At 62.8% G+C, this 21326-nt stretch carries 20 protein-coding genes, 2 pseudogenes and 1 riboswitch; of the genes and pseudogenes, 8 read left to right on the plus strand and 14 right to left on the minus strand.

Annotated features, from left to right (window positions below; all coding sequences use genetic code 11):
* Nucleotides 1-484: 484 nt before the first annotated feature.
* Both ACF8O8_RS18175 and ACF8O8_RS18180 read left to right on the plus strand, forming a co-directional pair.
* Nucleotides 485-1162 (plus strand): annotated as a pseudogene (locus ACF8O8_RS18175) (PAS domain-containing protein); the annotation flags it as partial.
* A gap of 105 nt (nt 1163-1267) precedes the next feature.
* Nucleotides 1268-1699, plus strand: a pseudogene (locus ACF8O8_RS18180) (methyl-accepting chemotaxis protein); the annotation flags it as partial.
* On the opposite strand, the gene ACF8O8_RS18185 reads toward ACF8O8_RS18180, so the two are convergent.
* From ACF8O8_RS18185 to ACF8O8_RS18220, 8 genes are all read right to left on the minus strand, one after another.
* Complete coding sequence (locus ACF8O8_RS18185; protein ID WP_392510185.1) at nt 1665-4946, minus strand: transporter substrate-binding domain-containing protein; 3282 nt, start codon at nt 4944-4946, stop codon at nt 1665-1667. The pseudogene ACF8O8_RS18180 and the gene ACF8O8_RS18185 sit on opposite strands and share 35 nt — an antisense overlap.
* Nucleotides 4947-4959: 13 nt before the next feature.
* On the minus strand, nt 4960-5574 hold the full coding sequence (locus ACF8O8_RS18190; protein WP_392510186.1) for a response regulator: 615 nt from the start codon (nt 5572-5574) through the stop codon (nt 4960-4962).
* A gap of 221 nt (nt 5575-5795) precedes the next feature.
* The gene (locus ACF8O8_RS18195) at nt 5796-6038 is read right to left on the minus strand and encodes a DUF1272 domain-containing protein (protein ID WP_003253822.1); all 243 of its coding nucleotides are present in this window, start codon (nt 6036-6038) and stop codon (nt 5796-5798) included.
* A 66-nt stretch (nt 6039-6104) separates the two neighbouring features.
* Nucleotides 6105-6857 carry a precorrin-4 C(11)-methyltransferase gene (cobM, locus tag ACF8O8_RS18200; protein WP_010954279.1) on the minus strand — a complete coding sequence of 251 codons (753 nt, stop codon included), beginning with the start codon at nt 6855-6857 and terminating at the stop codon, nt 6105-6107.
* Nucleotides 6858-6891: 34 nt separating this feature from the next.
* On the minus strand, nt 6892-7278 hold the full coding sequence (locus ACF8O8_RS18205) for a cobalamin biosynthesis protein (RefSeq protein WP_020190465.1): 387 nt from the start codon (nt 7276-7278) through the stop codon (nt 6892-6894).
* Nucleotides 7278-7964: a CbtA family protein gene (locus ACF8O8_RS18210; protein WP_049587686.1), complete on the minus strand. Its 687-nt coding sequence runs from the start codon at nt 7962-7964 to the stop codon at nt 7278-7280. Before ACF8O8_RS18210 ends, ACF8O8_RS18205 begins: the two co-directional genes overlap by 1 nt.
* A gap of 9 nt (nt 7965-7973) precedes the next feature.
* A complete protein-coding gene (locus tag ACF8O8_RS18215; protein ID WP_014590842.1) occupies nt 7974-8162 on the minus strand; it encodes a CbtB domain-containing protein in 189 nt (62 codons plus the stop codon).
* Between the two features lie 92 nt (nt 8163-8254).
* Nucleotides 8255-8478, minus strand: a riboswitch (cobalamin riboswitch).
* Nucleotides 8479-8597: 119 nt separating this feature from the next.
* A complete protein-coding gene (locus tag ACF8O8_RS18220; RefSeq protein WP_010954276.1) occupies nt 8598-9077 on the minus strand; it encodes a GNAT family N-acetyltransferase in 480 nt (159 codons plus the stop codon).
* Between the two features lie 124 nt (nt 9078-9201).
* Here ACF8O8_RS18220 and ACF8O8_RS18225 point away from each other — a divergent pair, with 124 nt between their 5' ends.
* The 4 genes from ACF8O8_RS18225 to ACF8O8_RS18240 all read left to right on the plus strand — a co-directional run bounded on the left by ACF8O8_RS18225 (nt 9202) and on the right by ACF8O8_RS18240 (nt 12225).
* A complete protein-coding gene (locus ACF8O8_RS18225) occupies nt 9202-9831 on the plus strand; it encodes a LysE family translocator (protein ID WP_012052198.1) in 630 nt (209 codons plus the stop codon).
* 21 nt (nt 9832-9852) lie between these two features.
* On the plus strand, nt 9853-10725 hold the full coding sequence (locus ACF8O8_RS18230) for an alpha/beta fold hydrolase (protein ID WP_010954274.1): 873 nt from the start codon (nt 9853-9855) through the stop codon (nt 10723-10725).
* 96 nt (nt 10726-10821) lie between these two features.
* Nucleotides 10822-11709 carry a pirin family protein gene (locus tag ACF8O8_RS18235; protein WP_020191837.1) on the plus strand — a complete coding sequence of 296 codons (888 nt, stop codon included), beginning with the start codon at nt 10822-10824 and terminating at the stop codon, nt 11707-11709.
* A gap of 255 nt (nt 11710-11964) precedes the next feature.
* Complete coding sequence (locus tag ACF8O8_RS18240) at nt 11965-12225, plus strand: DUF1652 domain-containing protein (RefSeq protein ID WP_392510188.1); 261 nt, start codon at nt 11965-11967, stop codon at nt 12223-12225.
* A gap of 81 nt (nt 12226-12306) precedes the next feature.
* Here the strand turns inward: ACF8O8_RS18240 and ACF8O8_RS18245 are convergent, their stop codons facing one another.
* The 6 genes from ACF8O8_RS18245 to ACF8O8_RS18270 all read right to left on the minus strand — a co-directional run bounded on the left by ACF8O8_RS18245 (nt 12307) and on the right by ACF8O8_RS18270 (nt 19113).
* Nucleotides 12307-12594, minus strand: coding sequence for a hypothetical protein (locus ACF8O8_RS18245; RefSeq protein WP_003253801.1), 288 nt, complete (start codon nt 12592-12594; stop codon nt 12307-12309).
* Nucleotides 12595-12763: 169 nt separating this feature from the next.
* Nucleotides 12764-13411, minus strand: a complete 648-nt coding sequence (gene alkB / locus ACF8O8_RS18250) for a DNA oxidative demethylase AlkB (RefSeq protein WP_010954271.1) — start codon at nt 13409-13411, stop codon at nt 12764-12766.
* Nucleotides 13412-13569: 158 nt separating this feature from the next.
* Nucleotides 13570-15015, minus strand: a complete 1446-nt coding sequence (locus tag ACF8O8_RS18255) for a curlin (protein ID WP_392510189.1) — start codon at nt 15013-15015, stop codon at nt 13570-13572.
* A 16-nt stretch (nt 15016-15031) separates the two neighbouring features.
* Nucleotides 15032-15505: a curlin gene (locus ACF8O8_RS18260; protein ID WP_010954270.1), complete on the minus strand. Its 474-nt coding sequence runs from the start codon at nt 15503-15505 to the stop codon at nt 15032-15034.
* A gap of 15 nt (nt 15506-15520) precedes the next feature.
* Nucleotides 15521-17752 (minus strand): Ig-like domain-containing protein, encoded by a 2232-nt coding sequence (locus tag ACF8O8_RS18265; RefSeq protein ID WP_049587679.1) that lies wholly within the window; start codon nt 17750-17752, stop codon nt 15521-15523.
* A gap of 32 nt (nt 17753-17784) precedes the next feature.
* Nucleotides 17785-19113: a hypothetical protein gene (locus ACF8O8_RS18270; protein ID WP_010954268.1), complete on the minus strand. Its 1329-nt coding sequence runs from the start codon at nt 19111-19113 to the stop codon at nt 17785-17787.
* 268 nt (nt 19114-19381) lie between these two features.
* Here ACF8O8_RS18270 and ACF8O8_RS18275 point away from each other — a divergent pair, with 268 nt between their 5' ends.
* Both ACF8O8_RS18275 and ACF8O8_RS18280 read left to right on the plus strand, forming a co-directional pair.
* Entirely contained in the window at nt 19382-20293 is a 912-nt protein-coding gene (locus tag ACF8O8_RS18275) for a LysR family transcriptional regulator (RefSeq protein WP_049587677.1), read from the plus strand.
* 98 nt (nt 20294-20391) lie between these two features.
* A complete protein-coding gene (locus tag ACF8O8_RS18280; RefSeq protein ID WP_010954266.1) occupies nt 20392-21321 on the plus strand; it encodes a hydroxymethylglutaryl-CoA lyase in 930 nt (309 codons plus the stop codon).
* Nucleotides 21322-21326 lie beyond the last annotated feature (5 nt).

Consider the following 21326-nt stretch of genomic DNA (forward strand, 5'->3'; position numbering starts at 1 on the left):
GGCCCGAAACAAATGTTTCGGGCCAATTATTCCTGGGGCAGACGCGCACGTCCCCTTGGCGCTCACCTCGGTATCGTGGGGAACAAGCAGGGCGGTCGCGTGCGCAGGCACAGGCGATACTGGCCCGAAAAAAATGTTTCGGGCCAATTATTCTTGGGGCAGACGCGCACGTCCCCTTGGCGCTCACCTCGGTATCGCGGAGAACAAACAGGGCGGTCGCGTGCGCAGGCACAGGCGATACTGGCCCGAAACAAATGTAGGAGCGAGCTTGCTCGCGATGCGCCGCGCGGGCGGCGCTGGCTCTCTGAGGCGCCACAAATGCCACGACCTGCCAACGGCGATCTATGCTCAGAAAACCGTGCATAGGGAGCCCCGCGTCATGTTCGATTTCCATCGCAAGTCTGATTTGGCAGAAATCCAGCGCACCCGCCAGGCGTTGGCCGATGCGCAAGCCAAACTGGCCGCTATCGGCCGTTCCATGGCGATGATCGAGTTCGCCCCTGACGGTACTATTCTCGACGCCAACGAGCGCTTCTGCCAGGCCATGGGCTACAGCGCCGACGAGCTGCGTGGCAAGCACCACCGGCTGTTCTGTGAGCCGGACTATGCAAAAAGCGCCGAGTACCAGCAACTGTGGCGCGAGTTGGGGCAGGGCAAGGCTATCAGCGGTACGTTCGAGCGTATCGACAAGGCGGGGCGCGAGGTCTGGCTGGAAGCCAGCTACATGCCCGTGCTGGACCAGCACCGGCAAGTCACCAGCGTAATCAAGGTGGCGTCGGACATCACCCAGCGGGTGGTGCAGGAGCACGAGAGCGAAAGCCTGCTCAAGGCCATCAGCCGCTCCATGGCGGTGATCGAGTTCACCCCCCAAGGCCGGGTGATCAAGGCCAACCAGAATTTTCTCGACACCATGGGCTACCGCCTCGATGAAGTGGTTGGCCGCCACCACGGGCTGTTTTGCCTGGCGCATGAACGCGAATCGGCCCAGTACCGAGAGTTCTGGGCTTCGCTGAACCGTGGCGAATACCACTCGCACCGCTTCGAACGCGTCAACAAGCAGGGCCAGACCGTTTTTCTGGAGGCCTCCTACAACCCGATCTTCGACAGCAAGGGCCGCCTGTGCAAAGTGGTCAAGTTTGCCAGCGACATCACCCATCAGGTCTGCACCCAGCAAAGCGCCGCCCATGCCGCCCATGCCAGCTCGGTGCAGACCGATGCCTGCGCGCGCAAGGGGACCGAAGTGGTGCAGCAGGCGGTGCAGGTAATCGAGCAGATTTCCCAGGAGCTTAACGACGCTGCGCGCAGTATCGACGCGGTAAACAGGCAGTCGGATGTGATCGGGCAGATTGTGCTGACCATTCGGGGCATCGCCGACCAGACCAACCTGTTGGCCCTTAATGCAGCCATCGAGGCAGCGCGTGCCGGCGAGCACGGGCGCGGCTTTGCCGTGGTGGCCGATGAGGTGCGCAACCTGGCCGCGCGAACCAGCAAGGCCACCCTGGAAATCGTCGATGTGGTGCGGCAGAACCACGACCTGTCGCTATTGGCAGTGGCCAGCATGCAATCGAGCCTCAACCGCACCGGTCACGGCGTGGCGCTGGCCAATGAGGCGGGGACGGTGATCATGGAAATCCAGCAAGGCTCACGGCACGTCGTGGATGCCATCAGCCAGATAACCTCGACGCTGCAATTGCATTGAGCGCCTCGCGCATCTCGTCAAGCAGTGCCTGCAGGCTGAGTTGCAGTTGCGCGCGCTGTTCGACGGTCGGCAGCCCTTTTGCGTGGGCGTGTTCGATAGCTTCACAGTCTTTGACCACAGTGCGCACCCTGATCATTTTGGCGCCACCCTTGATGCGGTGGGCGAGGGCGCGCACGGTTTCATCAGGGGCGTCTGTTGACAAGGCACGCAGGGCGGCCAGATCTTCACCGACGCTTATCGACAATTGCTCCAGCAAATGCCGCGTCAACTGTTCGTCGTCCTGGGTCAGGTGACGCAGTTCGGCCAGGTCGAACCCACTATGGAAAGGCTCCGGCGACGGCTGCTGAGGGCGCACCTGGGGCAGGTGGGTCTTGAGCGTGCGCAGACCAATCGGCTTGAACAGGCATTCGTCCATGCCGCTGGCCAGGCAGCGAGTACGCTCCTCGGCCTGGGCATTGGCGGTCACGCCAAGAATACGGCCTGCTGGCAGGCCGCGCTCGCCCTCCAGGCTGCGAATGCGCCGGGTGAGTTCATGCCCGTCCATGACCGGCATGCTGCAATCGGTGATCACCAGGTCGAAGCGCGCTTCCTGCCAGCGTGCAAGGGCGATCTCGCCATTCTCCGCCAGTGTTACATGGTGCCCCAGGGTTTGCAGTTGCCGTTCCAGCAAAAGCAGGTTGGCCGGGTAGTCGTCGACCACCAAGATATTGAGCGGGCCGCTGTTACTTTCATGTGTGGTGAGTTGCGGGTCCGCTTGTGCCGGTGCTTCGCAGACAGGTAACCGAAGGCTGACTTGTACCCGGGTGCCAACACCCTCGACGCTCTGAAGGCTCAGGGCGCCGCCCATCAGTTCGGCCAGGGTACGGCTGATGACCAACCCCAGGCCTGCCCCTTGACGTGCCCTCGGGCCATCGACCTGAACGAAGGCACTGAACAGCCTGGCCTGGTCGGCGGGGCTGATGCCGATGCCGGTGTCGCGCACATTCAGCTCGATAGCCAGAATGCCGTGGCCGGCAACTTTGGGCAGCAGCAGGCATGCCTGCACTTCACCACGGTCGGTGAACTTGATGGCGTTGCTGATCAGGTTGGACAGAATTTGCTTGAGTCGCAGTGGATCAGCCAGCACCCATACCGGCTCTGCAGGCAGCTCGCCGTGTAGATGCAACCCTTTGGCCCGGGCATTGCCTTCGAACACCCGCAGCGTGGCGCGCACCAGTTCGACCAGATTGGTGGGTACTGGCTGCAGGCTGATGTGCCCGGATTCGATGCGGGAAATGTCGAGAATATCGCCTATCAGCTCAAGCAGGCCAATGGCCGAATCATGGGCGGTCTGCAAGGTCTGGGCGTCGCTGCGGCCGCTGCGGCTATCTTCCAGGGCCAGTTCCAGCAGACCGATCACGGCATTCATCGGGGTGCGGATCTCATGGCTCATGGTGGCCAGGAAGGTGCTTTTGGTCTGGCTGGCCTGTTCGGCATCGTCCTTGGCCTGGCGTAACTGTTCCAGCAGCCCGCGGCTCAGCGCGAGCTGTGCCTGAAGCGCGTGCTGTGCCTCGGTGCGCTGGTTGATCAGCTTGCGCAGGTAACTGTTCCAGAACACCACCCCGGCCAGCAGCAGGGCCGACAGCACCAGCACCTGCAAAGCCAGGGTGCGGTAGTCGCGCCAGGGGCTGTCGCTCACCAGTGTGCTGGTGCGCCAGCGGTTGATCAACTGGTCCAGTTCTTCAGGTGGAATGCTTAGCAGCGCCTTGTCGAGAATGGCCTGCAATTGGGGCTGGTCGGCGGCTACGGCAAAGGCGGCAATGGCCGGAGCGTCGTCGAGCATGTTGGCGATGCGCAAACGGTCCTTGAACACATGGCTGATGTAATAGGCAGCATTGATATGGCTGCTCAGGGCCGCGTCGGCAACACCGTTGGCCACGGCCTCCATCTGGCCCAGTGGGTTGTCAACTTCGACTATCTCGGCCTGCGGGTATCGCTGTTGCAAAACGGCCTGCTGCGGTGAGCCGCGCACCAAGGCGATGCGCTTGCCATCCAGGGCCTTGGCCTGTGCAGGTGATTCACCGTCGTTGCGGGTAACAAGCACGCGCGGGCTGACCAGGTAGGGGCGGGTGTAGCGCAGTTGCTTCAAGCGGTCGGCACCATAGCCCAGCGCCCCGATCATCTGTGCCTCGCCCCGCACCAGGCGGTCGATCATGGCCTGCGATGAAGCACTCTCGACGGGTGTGAACTGCAGCCCCGTGCGCAGCGAGATCTGCTTGAGCAGGTCCAGGGTGATCCCGCTAGGGCGGTGCTGAGCATCGTTGAACGTCAACGGTGCCAGCGAGGTATTGACCAGTACGCTGATAGTGGGGTGGGCGGTGATCCAGGATTCTTCTTCTTCGCTCAAGGCGGTGAGGTGGCGCTGCAGCAGCAGGCTGGTGTTACCACTGCTCCAGCGGCGCAGAATGTTCAGGCGTTCACTTTCGCTTATGCGTGACAGCGCCTTGTCCACCAGCCGATGCAGGCGCGGGTTGTCGCTGGCGATGGCGAAGGCAAAAGCCTCTGGGGCCAGTTGGGAGAAATGGTCGATTTTCAACGTGCCCTGAAAGCTTTTGCCGATCATGTAGTCAGTGCTGATGGCATCGCCCAGATAGGCGTCTGCCTCGCCCAGCGCCACGGCAGCGAGCCCGGCCAGGGTCGAGCGGTACAGGCTCAGTTGCGCCTTGGGGTACAGTGTGCGAACGCTGGCGGCCGGCAGGTAGTGATCGACCATCGCCAGGCGCAGGCCGGCGAGCTCGGGCGTACTTTTCAAGCTGCGCCCTTCACGGGTGACGATCACTGGCAGGTCGTCGGCATAGGGGGTGCTGAGGCTTAGCTGGGCGTCCGCCGCCTCGAAGGCGTTGGAGCTACCCAACAAGTCGATACGGCCATCACGCAGGGCAGTGATGGCCTCGTGACGGCTGTCAAAACGACGTACTTCAATGGGGATGTCCAGCTGTTCGCCGATGATGCCGGCGTAGTCTGCGCTCAGTCCCTCATAGTCATGCTGGCTGACGTTGATTTCGAACGGGGGGTAATCGGGGCGCGCACTGCCCATTACCAGGCGTTCGCGTTGTTTCAGCCAGTGGCGATCATCGCCGGATAACGTCAGTGGGGCAGCGGCACTGATCGAGCGCGCCAGCAGATGGCGTGGTTCACTGCTGGCCTGCAGTTCCGTGGAGTTGGCCAGACCGATAGCCAGAAGGACGCTCGCCAGCAACTGTTTCATGGCAGGCGAGCGCTCAATAGACGCTGTTGCGCTTGGCCAGGTCGACCATTTCCACCAGTGACTCGGTCTTGAGCTTTTCCATGATACGGCCCCGGTAGGTGCTGATGGTCTTGGCGCTGAGGTTCATGCAAGTGCCGATGTTCTTGTTGTTCTCGCCGCGCGCGAGGCGCCGCAGCACTTCCATTTCTCGGTTGGAGAGACTGGCCAGGCGCACTGGCTCGCTCTCCAGCGAGTTGCTGTTGACCGACATTTGCGGAAAGGTCGAATAACCTTTGGTCAGGGCCTTGAGGGCGAACAGCAGGGCCTCGTGGTCCTCTTCCTTGGTGACGAAGGCACCTATCCCGGCATCCAGGCAGCGACGCACATACAGATCGGTGGCCTGGCCGGTCAGCACCATGATCTTCGGTATCGGCTCCAGGCTCTGCAATCGCTTGATGACTTCCATGCCGTCCAGGCCAGGCAGGCCGATGTCGAGAATGACTACGTCCGGGCGCAGTTCGCGGGCTACCTGAGCCACTTCACTGCCATTGCCGACCTCGCCGATGACATGGAAGCGCTCGCGCTCGAGCAGTAGGCGCAACGACAGCCGGACAATAGGGTGGTCGTCGACGATCAGCACGGTTGTCATGAGGAAAACTCCTGTAGGGATGTGGTCCGCTTCCTGGAACACTCAGGAATACGTCTGCAAGTGGGGTTATCGGAAGCGCTGCACGATACGACCATTCCCGAGGTTTGGTAATGCCGAGTATAGAAGTGTTGAAATCCCCAGTGCTTATTGTTGAAAAGTCCTACAAGAAACAGGAAAGACATCACCCTGAAACAGCGGTGATGCCGGTGCTTTGCAGTTGTTCAGGCGCAGGCAGCGTGCGGTTTGTGTATCCGCAGCGTGGAGGCAGGGTTGTTGGCCAATGCCTGACCGACCCGCGTCGGACGGGCTACCAACTGCCCGGTACAATTCGGGCAGCGGCCTTGGAAGCGGGTTTCGGCACAGGCACGGCAGAACGTGCATTCGAAGGAGCAGATCATGACGTCGGGGCTGTCACCCGGCAGGTCGGCATCACAGCACTCGCAGTTGGGGCGTAGTTCCAGCATGGGCATGACTCCTGTTCGCAGGCGGGAACCCGGAGTCTGCTACGCCCGAGGCAAGGCTGGCAATGTTCAGTCGCCAGGGCGGTACAGGTGGGCATGCCCGGCACGGTACAACGCCGATTCGGCGAACGGTGTATCCCCCAGGACGTGGCCTACCAGAATCAGCGCCGTGCGCCGGAAATCCTTGGCCGCTACGCGTTCGACGATATCGCCGAGGTTGCCGCACACCCAATCCTGGTCTGGCCAGGTGGCCCGATGCACCACCGCAACCGGGCAGTGCGCGCCGTAGTGCGGCATCAACTCAGCGACAATGCGCGACAGGTGCTTGACCCCCAGATGAATTGCCAGGGTGCTGCCATGGCGCGCCAGGTCACCCAACTGCTCACCCGGCGGCATGGGCGAGCTGTCGCCATAGCGGGTGAGGATCACGGTCTGCGCCACTTGAGGCAACGTCAGCTCGCAGCCGAGCAGGGCGGCGCTCGCTGCCGTGGCGGTAACGCCGGGGATGATCTGGTAATCGATGCCCAGCGCTTGCAGGTGGCGAATCTGCTCACCGATGGCGCCGTACAGGCTGGGGTCGCCGCTGTGCACCCGGGCCACATCCTGACCTTTTTCATGTGCGCTGCGCATGGCGGCGATGATCTGTTCCAGGTGCAGTTCGGCGCTGTTGATCACGGTTTCGGCCTGGTGGCCTTCGAGCACGGCGGCGGGTACCAGTGAACCGGCATAAATGATCACCGGGCACTGGCGAATCAGCCGTTGGCCCTTGACCGTGATCAGCTCCGGGTCGCCGGGGCCGGCACCGATAAAGTAGATGGTCATGCAAAGTCCTGGCAAGAAAGAGGGGGCGAAACGCTCAGCAGGCCAGGGCGAGCGTCGCCGGGCCCAGTACCTGGCGCGTCAGCAGCAGCCTGGCCGTACCCTGCCGCTGGCTGGCCAGGGCCAGAGCCGCGCTTTCGGCTACGCCCCAGCAGCCACTGTGCCGGTGAGCAACGGCGGAACGGTGGCTGAGCAGTGGTTCATAGGGTTGCAGTTGCGCGCCATGGTACAGCACCAACGGCAAACCGAGGTGTTCTGCCAGTTGCAACAAGCCGGGCTCGTCGGCCTTCAGGCTGATGCTTGCGATACCGCGCAGGTCAGCCAATGCCAGGCCCTGTTTGTCCAGGGCCTGGCACAGCAAGCGTTGCAAGGTATCCGCCGGGCAACCCCGGCGGCAGCCAAAACCGGCATAGAAGGCAGGCATCAAGCCTGGCTGGAACGGCGGAACAGCCAGGCGCTGAGCAGGCCCAAGGCCAGCCAGAAGGCGGCGTTGGTCAGCCAGGAGGCGACTTTGAACTGGGTTTCCAATGCTTCAGGGGCCAGGCTTTCGTGCACCTCGGGTTGCGGTGCACCGATTACATGGGGAATGACCAGCAGCACGGCGCCCAGCGCCTTCAGCAGCCAGTGGCGGGCGAACACCAGCAAGGCCAGGCCCAGCGCTGTGGCACTGGCTGTACCGACCCACCAGGTTTGGCGTTGCCCCAGGTCGGCGGCCGCCGTACCCGGCAGTTCTGGTGGCAAGCCCAGGGTTGGGGCCAGGCAGAACACGGCGAAGCCAGCCAACCCCCACAATGCGCCGGTGGCGGCGCGTTTGGGCTCGCGAAGGCTGTACAGGGCGGCGAGGATCAGGGCGAAGCCGACCGCAACCACCAGGTTACCGCCTGTGGTGGACAGCACGCGCTGCCAGCCGTCTTCCGGCGACCAGGCTTCGGCGCTGTGTTCATGAGCGGCAACTTCGCTGCCGTGTTCGTGGTGCACGGCCGGGGCCGAGGACTCGTAGGTTTCCGCCTCCAGAATCAGCGGAGCCACCCAGAAGCTTTGCAGCAAGGTCAGCAACAGGGCTGCAAGGAGCCCGCTGAAGCCCGCAGTACGGGCAATGCGCGTGATCATCAGGCGTACTCAGTGGCAGGGGAAGGCGGCGCTGTGGCGGGTGTCGTGGGCGGCGTTGTGCACGGCCTCGATGTGCGAGAACCCGGCAAAGTAGACCAGGCACAGACCCAGCAAGCTGGCACCGACGGCGATGGTTACACGCTGGCTGAGCGTAACGGGGGTAGCAAGGCTGTGTTGTTTGGCGCTGGTGACGGGCATGACGCGATCCTCTGCTTTTTGTGGGCAATAGGCGAGCGCGGCAGCCCCGGACGTGGTCGCCCAAGGGAATGCAACAGCGCCCGCCCACCGCGGGGTGTTCATGAACGCCAGGCCGGTCTCCGGGCTTGCGAGGAAGAGCTGGGCTCCTGGAACGCGTCACCTTCCCATGCCGTACTACGAGGCACAGTGGTACAGACGCTTCACTCGCTTACCGTTGCGGGGGCAGCACCGGCATTGTCCGGCCCTGCTGAAGGGCCTGGGACGCACCGGTTTCCCGTTTCACCCCCTGAGGGGCACCTGAACGCGAGGCATAAGGAGAGCATGGGGCGGGCTTGGCGTCAATGTCATACAGCGTGCGAGGCTGTCGAACAGCAGGTACGACAGGCTCAGGCCTGAAGTCCTCTTCCAGCAGGCAGAAGTGCAGAAACCGGGTGATCACCCGCGGGCGAATGCCGCCAGCTTGTCGCCATCCAGCCGGTAGCGCACCCACTCATCCTGCGCCTCGGCCCCCAGTTTCTGGTAGAAGCCGATCGCTGGCTCGTTCCAGTCCAGCACACTCCATTCCAGACGCCCACAGTTGTTCGCCACCGCTTCGCGGGCAATGTGCTGCAACAACTGCCGGCCGGCACCATCGCCGCGATGTTCGGGGGTTACGTACAGGTCTTCCAGATAGATGCCATTGCGCCCGAGCCAGGTCGAGTAGCTGTAGAAGTACACGGCAAAGCCGATTGCACGGCCATCACGCTCGCACATCAGGGCGTGCACAGTGCTGCCTTCGTCGAACAGGCTGTGCTCGATGTCGGCAAGGGTGGCGACCACCTCGTGGCGGGCGCGTTCGTACTCGGCGAGTTCGGTGATGAAGGTGAGGATCTGCTCGGCATCGGTACGCACGGCAGGGCGAAAGGTGAGGCTCATGGTGACGGCTTCCTTTGTCCGGATTGGCGATACAGTGATTTGTATCTGTGTAATTTAATCAAACTGTAACGGTCGCTGGGAGTGGCGGCTCCGGTAGTGTGACAGCACCTATAAAGAAAGTGGAATGCCCGCCATGCTTGCCTCTGCCGACCTGCTGACTGCCTTTGTGCTGTTTGCCTTCGTATCGTCCATCACGCCTGGCCCCAACAACACCATGTTGCTGGCCTCGGGGGTGAACTTCGGCGTGCGCCGCTCGGTCCCTCATGCCTTGGGTATCAGTTTTGGTTTCATGATGATGGTGCTGGCCGTCGGCCTGGGGCTGGGTGAGGTATTCAAGGCCTGGCCACCCCTGTACACGGTGCTGCGCTACGCTGGCGCCGCCTATCTGCTTTACCTGGCCTGGAAGATCGCCACTTCCGGGCCGGTCGGCACGGCCGCGTCCAGTGCCCGCAAACCGCTGGGCTTCTGGGGTGCGGCGGCGTTCCAGTGGGTCAACCCCAAGGCTTGGGTGATGGCGGTAGGGGCGATTACCACCTACACGCCAGCGCAAGGCTATGTAACCAACGTGATCGTCATTGCGGCCTTGTTCGCTTTGGTCAACTTGCCCAGCGTGGGGGTATGGGTGATGTTCGGCAGCGCCCTGCGCAACCTGTTGCAGAATTCGCGCTGGCTGATGCTGTTCAATGTCGTGATGGCCCTGTTGCTGGTGATTTCCCTGTACCCGCTGCTGTTTGTAGAATCAGCGTTTTCCTGACCCCGAGAGTACAGTAAGCCGATGCAGTTGATTCCCTGGTCCCACGAATGCGCCGAAGGTTTCACCCTGCGTGGCTGGCGAACTCCGGCCAGTGGCAAACCGCTGCTGCACTTTCTGCATGGCAATGGCTTCTGTTGCCTGGCCTACCAACCGTTGCTGATGCGCCTGGGCGAGCATTTCGACCTGTGGCTCTGCGACGTTCAGGGCCATGGGGACAGTGATCATGGTGGGGTGTTTCGCGGCTGGAACCGCACCGCTGCCCTGGCGGTTGAGGCCTTTCAGGGCGGACGTGGCGAGTATGGCGACGTACAGCGGTTTGCCGCAGGGCACAGCTTTGGTGGCGTGCTTACGGGGCTGATCCTGGGCAGTGAGCCGCAACTGTTCGCACGTGCCGTGCTGCTCGACCCGGTACTGTTCAGCCGACGCATGATCGGTGTGATGGGGGCGGCAGCCCTGGTCGGCCTGCATCAGCGTCACGCCCTGGCCCGCAAGGCCGCCAGCCGCCGTAGCCACTGGCCCGATCGCGAGTCGGCGTTGGCCTCGCTGGAAGGGCGCGGCATCTTCAAAGGCTGGACCCATGCGGCACTGCAGGCCTATGTCGAGCATGCCATCGGTGATTGTGGCGAGGCCGTGGTGCTCAAGTGCCGGCCCAGCCGTGAAGTGGAGATCTTCAGCTCATTCCCTAAACGCATGTGGGCCAGTCTGGCCGCAATCAGGACGCCGACACGGGTGTTGTATGGCGAAGACACCTATCCCTTTGTGCCACATTCGGTAAATCGCCTGGCGCTGCTGAACCGCAATGTGACCGCACGGCAAGTTCCTGGTGGGCACTGTTTCATGCAGGAAGACCCGGCCATGGCGGCCGAGCAGGTGCTCGATTTCTTGCAGGGTTGACTGTTCTGCAGGTGGGACGATGCATGCCATTTCAGCCGTCTACCGCTTGATTGGCATCATTGATAAGGTTACCTCAACCAAGAGAGGAGCCTTCTCATGAAAAAGATTCTGGGTATTCACCGCAGCCCCCACGCCCATTGGGTGGGTGATGGTTTCCCGGTGCGCAGCCTGTTCACCTACGACAACCTGGCCAGCCAGATCAGCCCGTTCCTGCTGCTGGACTACGCCGGTCCGCATGATTTCACCCCGACCCGAGCACGACGCGGCGTAGGCCAGCATCCGCATCGCGGCTTCGAGACCGTGACCATCGTCTACCAAGGTGAACTGGAGCACCGTGATTCCACCGGTGCTGGCGGGTTGATCGGTCCAGGTGACGTGCAGTGGATGACGGCGGCCAACGGCATCATTCATGAGGAGTTTCATTCCCCCGACTTTGCACGCAGTGGCGGTACGCTGGAAATGGTCCAGCTGTGGGTGAACCTGCCGGCGCGGGACAAGCGTGCAGCGGCCGGCTACCAGACGCTGCTGGCCGGCGACATTCCGGTGGTAGCGCTCGACGGTGATGCCGGGAGCTTGCGGGTGATTGCCGGTGACTACCACGGCCACCAGGGTCCGGCTCGAACCTTTACCGCGATGGACGTGTGGGATTTGCGGCTCAACGCCGGCGCGGCCTTGCAGTTGCCGGTTGCTGCCGGTCGCAATGCGGCGCTGGTGGTGTTGCGTGGTAACGTTCGAATCAACGGCGAGCGCGAAGCAGGCCCGTCCAGCCTGGTACTGCTCGACCGGGAGGGTGTAGATGTAGCCGTCGAGGCGCTGGACGGCGCAAGTGTGCTGCTGCTCAGCGGTGAGCCGATCGACGAGCCGATCGTTGGCTACGGCCCGTTCGTGATGAACAGCCAGGCGGAGATTGCCGAGTCGTTCGATGATTTCCATGCCGGGCGGTTTGGGCAGATGCAGGACGAGAGGGGAGGCGCCGCACACTGATGCAATTGGTTGGCCTTTCCCGGCTGGGGCCTGGCCAACGCCTAGTTGACCGAGACCACTCGTCGTTAAGTCTGCTAATGCATTCGAACACTCGGCCGCCGCGGGGAATCTTCCACTAAGGTGCTAGAGGATTCCCCGCATGCTCATTGCCGGGGAGCATGGTCAGCTGGCCGAGCATGCGCAATATCAATTGGCGCCCCGCCCGACAAAGGCGTACTTCCATACAACAGGCCATCCCACAGAGAGGGTCGTACCATGTCGTTGATAGGCGTTTCTATGCTAGAGATGCGGCAACTGATCGAGCAGGCCTGCTTGCCAGACCGCTGTGAAGTGAGTTGCCCGGATGGCGCGCACTTGATCATCCGCCTGGGCCAGGGCCAGGATCTCGACCAAGGCGTGACCCTCAGCGGGGTCGCGCTGCAAGACCTCAACAGTTGTCGTGACCTGGTCAACCTGGTGGAGCAGCTGCATGCGTTGCGTGATAGCCACCCGGCGCCACTCAAGGCGATTGCCTGAGCGCGCCTGTCGTGCCCCGGTCAGCCCAGGCTGGCCGGGTATAAGCAGCCACGAGCGCGGCCACGGCCGCCGTTGATCGGCTTATTGCAGTTCCAGCAGCAGGTTCAGGCCACCGTCGCCGCACTTTCCCTTCTCGCGAACCACGCCGTGATAACTCCGCCCATCCCAGACGAAGGCCACACTGTGAGCTCGGTCGATCTTGTCAGGCAGTGGGGGGCAAACGTGCAGGCGCAGCCCTGGGCGACCTTGCAGGTTGAGGGCGGCGAGCTGGCATTGGCATTCCACTCGTTGCGCCACCGGGCCGAACAGGGTGTCGCGTACGTAATCGAGTTGCAGCGAAGCATTGGGGGCGCGGCCAGGCATCTTCATCGGTACATGGCTCCGTTACAACGGCTCGAAGAACCACACGGGTTGGGCATGGCAGGCTCCATACAAAAGAAAGGCGGCTTATCATTCGAAGCTTGCCTGGCCAAGATGTTCAATGTGTTTCATGTGCGTTCATCTTGTTTTGCGCTGGGTGGCAGATGACGGCCCCTGTTCAGGCACCCGCCTTGCGCAAGGTCAGGTTGATCCGCCGTTCGCCCAGGCGCGGATGCACGCCGGGTTTGATCGGTAGCACGCCGTGGAAGCGCAAGCGGTCTACGCCACCCCAGACCAGCACATCGCCGTGGCTCAGCGCAATGCGCTGAGCCTTGTCGGCACGCTGCAGGCCGCCGAACAGGAACACCGCCGGTAAGCCCAGCGACACCGACACGATCGGCTGACCGAAATCCTGCTCGTCGCGGTCCTGGTGCAGGCTCAGGCGCGTGCCCGGCAGGTAATGGTTGACCAGGCAGGCATCCGGCACGAAACCGTCAAACCCGGCCATGGCTGCGGCGCGGGAGGCCAAGGCGAGCAGAACCGGGGGCAGGGCGGGCCAGGGCTGGCCACTGACTGGGTCGCTGGGGCTGTATCGGTAGCCATGTTGATCACTCACCCACCCCAGCGTACCGCAGTTGGTCAGGGCCACTGCCATGCGCAGGCCTCCTGGGGTGTACATGTGCCGGAACGGCGCAGCACGCAGCACCGGACGCAGGGCATCGAGCAGCGCCTCGGTTTCGGCCAGGGCGAAGCCGGGCAGCAGCACGGTGTGGCTGGCCAGGCGTTGCGGCTGGGGGCCGAACAGGTCGAGGTCGGACTGGATCATGTGGCTGCACATCTTCGAGCGGTTTGCCATTGTACCCGACAGCTACACGTCAGGGGATTACACGCGCCGGCCGGATCGAACGATGGCAGAGGACGGGATGACAGAAAAAGGAACCGCGGCACCAGGGAGAGGAGCACCGCGGTTCAAGGGGGAGCGGTTTACTGCTGGGTCACAGTGGCCAGGTTCGCGCTGCCCAGCTGGGTGATGGTGGCGGATTGGGCGACACCACTCTGGTCGACGAACGCCTTGTTGCCTTGGCCTCCCTGGGTCACGTAGGCGACGTTGATGCTGTCAGTCTGTTTGATGGTGGCTTCGTTTCCGCTTCCGTAGAGTTGGTTGGTGTAGCTCTGGTTGCTATAGCCGGACTGGTCGAGCGTGATGGTGTTGCCGGTGCCCTGGCTGCTGCCGTAGGCATAGTTGTCGGTCCCACGCTGGTCGGCGATCAGAATGTTGTCAGTGCCGTTCTGTTCGAAGTACAGCTCGTTGCTGACATCATCCTGCTTGGTCGACATCTGGTTGCCTTTACCCGTCTGGGTCAGCGTGGCCAGTTGGTCAGCGCCCTTCTGGGTCAGATTGACGCCGTTGCCATTGCCAGCCTGGTTGATGGTGGCGTTCTGGTTGGTGCCGAACTGGCCACCCATCTTGGCGCCTTTCCAGTTACTGGCGGTGATGCTGTTACCATTGCCTTGGGTGTTGATGGTCAGGTTGAGGTTTTCACCGTTCTGATAGGTGAAATGCAGGTTGTTGTTGCCGGTCTGGGTAATGGTGGTGGTCGAGTTGTTGGTCTCGAACTGGTCCGACCAACTGGCGTTGGCATTGCCTTGCTGCGACAGGCTGACCTTGTTGCTGACGCCGAAGCTCTGGTCGATATAGCCTTCGTTCGACTGGCCGGTCTGGACCACGGAGGCCTGGCTACCGATCTGTGTGTCCTGCCACACTTCCACGGAGTTGCCGCCCCCGTACTGGCCAATGGCAATGGTGCCGCCAGTGCCTTCGCGCTGGTCGCCATAGGCCCAGTTGTCGTGGCCTTCCTGATAGACCTGGATATCGCCATCGACATGGTTCAGGTGCTCGGCGGTGGCGTAGTTGTCCTGGCCGGTCTGGTTGACGGTGCTGCGATTGTTGCTGCCACCGAAGGTCTGTTCGATGAAAGCCTCGTTGCGCTGGCCGGATTGCCCGCTGGTGGCTTTGCTGCCTTCCTGACTGTCCTGCCACACGGTGGATTTATTGCCGACGCCTTGTTGGGTTTGCAGCGATTCGTTGTTCGACCCAAGCGACTGGCTGGCGAAGGCATCGTTGTAACTGCCTCCGGCGTGCTGGGTGATCTGGCTGCCGTTCTCGAACAGTTGCTCGGCGTAGCCGGCGTTGTACTGGCCGGTGGCGCTCTGCTGGATATCGCTGGTGCTTTCGGCCTGCACGGCGAGGTGGTTGTGGCCCATGCCAGTCTGGTTCTGGGTGGCCGAGGCGAAGGATGCCTGGGTCTGAGAGACTTCGGCGATGTTTTCCTTGCCGTCCTGGGTCTGGGACGAGGTGCTGTCAGCAGCCATGGCCTGACCTGCGAGGGCCAGGACGATAGCGGCACTTAACGGAGCGAGCTTGTACATGGTGGTGCCTCCAGGTCTATCGGTATTGGGTGATCTGAACATGCTGGCCATTGCCAGCCTGGGTCACGGAGCTGTTGAGCCCTGAGCCGGACTGCACGATGCTGGCGCTGTTGTCGTTGCCGATCTGCTCGATGGCGGCGTTGTTGCTGCTGCCGCTCTGGCGAATCGACGCACTGTTGCCATTTCCCTGTTGGCTGATGATGGCCATCAGGTCACTGCCTTCCTGCAAGATGTACGCTTCCTGGGCACCGCCGGACTGGACGATACGGCCCAGAAGGGCCTGACCGTTCTGGTCGAGGGCGGCGCGGTTGCCTAACCCTTGTTGCTCGATCACCGCAGCCTGGCCGGCACCGGCCGGCAGCAGGCGGATGATCACTGGTTCACCGAGGTCGTTGCCGGGTGCAAGGTCGGCATTGTCCATCAGGTCCTCTGCCCAGCAGGCCTGGCCCGCCAGGGCCAGGCAGAGCAACAGGGAGTACAGCCGTTTCATCGAAGCCTCCGGCCTTTACTGCACGACTACGTTGACGGTGCGCGTGGTGCCTTGGCTGGTGGTGATCGTCGCCGTCGGTGCCGCAGTCGGGATGATCGTGGTGCTATTGCTTACCACCAGGCGCCAGCGGCCGGTCAGCGCTACCGTGGCCGTCCCCAAGGTCTGGACGCCCGTGGTAGTGGTTACCCGCACGGTTACGGTATTGCCGGTGGTCACCGACGAGGTGCCACTGATGTCCCAGTTGTAACGGTTGTTGGAGCGCGCCGTGACCGTGGCTGTCGTGACGGCGAAGGTTTCAGCGGCAGGCCGAGGCGACACGTTGACGGTGACCGTACTTGGGGTGGACAGACCCCCCAGCGAGTCACGTGCCTGGTAGGTGAAGGTGGTGGTGAAGGCTGTGGTTACAGTGGCCGGTGGGGTATAGGTCACGGTTGTGCCGTCGGTGCTGACCGTGCCACGGCCGGCGGCCGGCTGGGTGATGTTGGCCACGCTCAGCGGTACGTTGCCTTCTGGATCGGTGTCGTTGGCCAGCACGTTGATGGTCAATGGCACGCCCAAGGTGGCGACGGTTTCCGGGTTGGCAGTCGGTGCCTGGTTAGGTGCGACGTTGATGGTGACCGTGGCCGGTTCCGACTTCAGGCCCTTGGCATCCACCGCCCGGTAGCTGAAGTTGGCTACCAGCGGTTGTGTGGCCCCGGTCGGCGGTGTGTAGGTAACCGAGGTGGTGCCGTTCAGCACGACGCCGCCAAGGCCGGTCCCGGGTTGGGTCAGGTCGCTGATGGTCAGCGGCACGTCGCCATCCGGGTCGCTGTCGTTCAGCAGCAGGTTGAGTGTGATCGGTACACCGACACTGGTGCTGCCAACATCGGCCTGGGCCAGCGGTGGCTGGTTGGCGGCCTCGACCGGGGCGCTGCCGACCACGATCACCGGCTCCACATCACTACCGCCATGGGCAGACTTGACCGTAACGGTAGCGGGCGGTTGAGCCAAATCGTTGACCGTGATGCTTTGCAGCGTGCCCGATTTCGACATGCGGCCGTAGCCTTGGGCGAGCAGGTCGGGGACCGCTACTTCGTCGCTGGAGCTGGCCTCGATCAACAGACGTTTGTTGGCCCAGTCATAGCGTGCGGTGCTGACTTTGACCACGTCGCTGAGTTTGCTCGAGAGCGCAGTCGGCTGGGTGCCGCCGACTGCGTTGCTGGCGGTGACAACCACCACCGCTGGCGGCACCGACTGGTTGAACTGCTGGCTGAAGAACAACCCGTTGTTGTCCGAAGTCAGGGTGAACTGACAAGGCGAAGGCGGCGTGCCGATCAGTGCCAGGCCATTGCGCATGCACAGGCTGGCCTCACTCGGGGCTTTGGCGAACACTTCCACGCGGGTGCCGCTGCCGTTGCGCGAATAGGTGGCGCGCTCCAGGGTGACCGGGGTTTGTGCTCGCTGGTCCAGCACCTTGCCAGACACGGTGAACGTGTTGGTCTGAATGGCGCCCGCGGGCCCTTCGATGCGCACGAAGTTGGTATTGAAGGGGCTACCCGTGACCGCTTCGGTGATATTGGGGTCGCCGATGAAGGTTTCGGTGGTGCCCGTGTCGGGGTTGACCTCTGTATATGGCCCGCCAACCCCCTTCAGCCAAGGGCCGATCGCCCCCGCCAGCGCCCCCTGGAAGTTGCCCGGAGCGCCGATACCGATGTCCCGGGTGATGTTGATCGCGCGACGACCTGCCGTGGTGACGTTGACCGTCTCCACCCCGTAAGGGTGCGTGATGGTGTAGGTACCGGTGCGTGGGACCGATGCGCGGATACGGATGCGGGCGAAACTTTGCTGATCACCGTCTACCGGGTTTTCAGCAGCAAAGGCTGCCTCTATACCGGCAACGTAGACCTCCAGCTCATATCCGCTGTTACCGACTTGTGGTATCGAGGTTTCGGCCAGGAACCAGAACATCTCGGGTGGCCAGTTATCTGGAAATACCAGCGGCAGGGCATCGTCATAGACCCCGGGCTCGGGCAACAAGGTGCACATGTAGGCGGGCGCCCCGGGTGCGCCTGGCGCACGGGTGCTGGTGGCACGCGACTGGCACAGCTCCAGGGATTGGTCGAGGCTGTCCTTGTACCACATCGGATAGCCACCTGTGGCGAAGGTGTAGGGCCCCGGATCGACATCAGACAGCGCGGCGAACGCGGCGCTGGTAACGGTAAGAGAGAAACCGGCGGCCAACAGCGCACGGCGCGACCAAGTGTTCATGCTGCCTCCTTGAAGGCTGAGCCTTTGTCTGTTCATGGCACCAGCACCACGTCTTCGGAGTCGCTACCACCGTTGGCGCTGGTGACCTGCACCTTGGCCGGCGGAATGGGCGAGAGGGTCATGCTCAACGTCTTCACGGCGCCGGTACCGCCCAGGTTGCCGATCAGCGTGCCGTTGCCGGTATGTGCGGTAAGTACTGGAGGTGTTGTTTCGTCACTGGTGCTGGCCACCAGGGTCAGCTCGCCGGTGGACAGGCGGTACTGGGCCTGCGTGATGGTGACCAGGTCGGTCAGGGGAACGTTGCTGGTGGTCAGGCTGCTGGTCGGGATTGCCACGCTGTTGTCAGCGGACAGTGTCACGATGGTTCCGGCCGCCGGGTTGAGGGCTGACTGGGCGTACCAGGCGCCGGTGCCGTTGGCCTCAGTGAGGCTCAGGTTGGGGGTCTGGCTGGTCAGGGTGACGCTTGCCGGTGGCGGCGGGGCCAACACGAAGATGTCTTGCTGGGCGATCAGGTCGCCGTTCTCGGTATGGCGTGAGTAAGTGCTGCGTTGTGGCATCAGCGGGGTTGGCAGGGCCACTTCGGAAAGCTTGCCCGAGACAGCGAACAGCTCGGTGCGCAGGTCGATGCCACCAGGGCCTTCGATGCGGACGTAGTTGGTGTTGAATGGGCTGCCCGTTACCCGTTCTTCCAGGTTCGGGTCACCAATGAAGCGCTCGTTGCCTTCGGTGTAGGGGCCGTTGACACTGCGCAGGAACGGCCCGACATCGCCCTTGAGTGCGCCGGTGAAGTCGCCTGCGCCGGCGATGCCGATGTCGCGGGTCATGTTGATCGCCCGGCGCCCTGCAACGGGCACATCGAACACTTCAACACCATAGGGGTGGGTGACCACGTAGGTGCCCGCGGTGGGAACGTCGACCCGGATACGGACCCGGGCGAAGCTGACCTGGTCACCCTCGACAGGTTCTTCGGCAGCGAATGCCGCTTCGATCGCCGTGCCATAGCTGAGGTCGATGCCACGCGCAGCGTCGACGATTGCAGCGTCGGCAGTGAACCAGAACGCTTCGTCAGGGAAGTTGGTGGGGAAGACGATGGGTTGGGTATCGTCGAACACACCAGGTGTGGGCAGTAGCGTGCACATGTATGAGGGTGCGCCAGGTGCGCCTGCGACCCGGGAGCTGACGGCCTTGGTCAGGCACAGGTCGAGGGTACGACCGTGGCTGTCCTGGTACCAGGCGGGGAAGCCGCCATTGGCTGGGACGTAAGCGCCTGGATCGACAGCGTTCAAGGCGGCTTGCGCGGGAAGCTGGAGCATGCCGGCGAAAATCGCCACTGCCAGCGGGTGGGGTATCGGTCGGTGCATGAGTCAATTCCTCCTGCAAACGGGCCCATGGACTTGGGGCGTCTGGGAGGAGATCGGCAAGAGCTGTGCCAACACCTGAAAAATGCTTTGCAGGCCTTATGGTGCAGGGGCTACAGATTCTCAGTAGGGCTTTATGCCAGCCGCTGGCGGTGGGCAGCGTTCCCCCAAGGTTGGGGATTGGGGGCCGGTAATTCAAACCCGGTTTTAGAAGCCAATGCGGTTTTTGCTACAGTGCTACGGCGGTCCCTTCCCCAAGCCGAGCCAAGCGATGCAACCCCTCGACCACCTTTCCCTGAACCTGTTCATCGTCGTCTGCGAAGAAGGCACCATCGCCCGCGCAGGCGAGCGCGCGTTCATGGCGCCGTCCGCCGTCAGTAAACGTATTTCAGACATTGAGGCGCGCTTTGGCACCGCCTTGCTCAAACGTAGCAAGCGCGGCGTGGAGCCCACCCCGGCGGGGCTTGCACTGCTGCGCCATGCCAGGGAAATGACCCGCGCCATGGAACGCCTGGACAGCGAGCTGAGCGAATACGCCCACGGCGCGCGTGGTCATGTGCGGGTGTTGGCCAATGTATCGTCGATCATGGAGTTTCTGCCCGAAGAACTGTCAGCGTTCATGCTGGAATACCCACTCATCCAGGCCGATATCGAAGAGCGCTTCAGCGCCGATGTCGTTCGTGGTGTGGCCGAGGGCACTGCAGACCTTGGTATCTGCCGCAAATCCATGGCGGTGGGTGACCTGGATTTCGTACCGTATCGGCAGGATCACCTGGCCGTGGTCGTTGCTGCTGACCACCCGTTGGCCGGCCGCAGCCAGATTGCCTTCGAGGAAACCCTGGGTTACGACCACCTGGGGCTATCGGCCTTTGCCACATTGAACGCTTTCATGCGTAAAAGCGCCGAACAGTCAGGCAAGGCGCTGCGTTTTCGTTCGTACGTGTCGTCGTTCGACGCGGCATACCGTCTGGTGCAGTTTGGCCTTGGCCTGGCGGTGTTCCCGCAAGAGGCCGTGTCCCGCTATGCGGCGTTGTTCGACCTGCGGGTCATTGCGCTGACTGACGACTGGGCGCTTGGTGAATTCGTCATCTGCATGCGCGACCGGCACACGCTCTCGCTGTCGGCTCGGCGCCTGCTTGACCACCTGTTGCTGCGTGCACCGGCCTGGCAGGGCGCGGGCTGATCCATCGTGGCTGACGATGGATCAGCCCGCGAAACACGTCTTTTCTGCCCGTCATCCAGCTCTTAGTCTGGCGCAACGCTTCAGACAGAGAGACCGCGATGACAACAATAACAATCAATGAAGTCGGCCTGCGCGATGGCTTGCAGAGCCTGCAAGTGATCATGCCGACAGCAGCCAAACGCCGCTGGATCGACGCCGCTTACGGCGCCGGCGTGCGCCATATGGAAGTCGCGTCGTTCGTGCCGGCACGCTTGCTGCCGCAGATGGCCGATGCCCGCGAAGTGGTGGCTCACGCCCTCACGTACCCGGACCTGCAAGTAACCGTGCTGGCTCCAAACCTTCGTGGCGCAAGGGACGCACTTGAATCGGGGGCACACCGCATCGTCGCCCCGGTATCGGTGAGCACGGCGCACAGCCTGGCCAACGTGCGCCGCACGCCAGTGGAGATGGTCGAGGAACTGGGGCGCATGTGCCAGCTGCGTACTGAAATGGGCCTGCATGGGGTGCAAGTCGTGGCCGGCATGTCAGTGGCCTTTGGCTGCACCCGCCAGGGCGAGGTGCCGCTGGCTGACCTGTGTGCGTTGACCCGCCAGGTGATCGAAGCCGGTTGCGACCTGGTCTCCCTGGGGGACACCACTGGCTATGCCAATCCGGGCCAGGTGGCAATGGTGCTTCAGGCCGTACGGGAGATTGCAGGCGACCGTCTCAAGGCCGCGCACTTCCATGACACCCGGGGCCTGGCCTTGGCCAACAGCCTGGTGGCGGTGCAGCAGGGCATTGGGGAACTGGATGCCTCCCTGGCGGGCCTGGGAGGCTGCCCGTTCGCCCCTGGCGCGTCTGGTAATACCGTGACCGAGGACCTGGTGTTCATGCTGCAAAGCATGGGCTACGACACCGGCATCGACTTGCCTGCGCTAATCGAAACCCGGCAGGTACTAAGCGAAGCGCTACCGGGCGAGCCACTTTACGGCTTCATCGCCCGGGCCGGATTGCCGCTCAACTTCGCCAACACACACCGCCACGCCTGAATTGC

Origin of the sequence: Pseudomonas sp. TYF_14 (genome assembly GCF_043105275.1) — a bacterium.
Classification (GTDB): domain Bacteria; phylum Pseudomonadota; class Gammaproteobacteria; order Pseudomonadales; family Pseudomonadaceae; genus Aquipseudomonas; species Aquipseudomonas alloputida.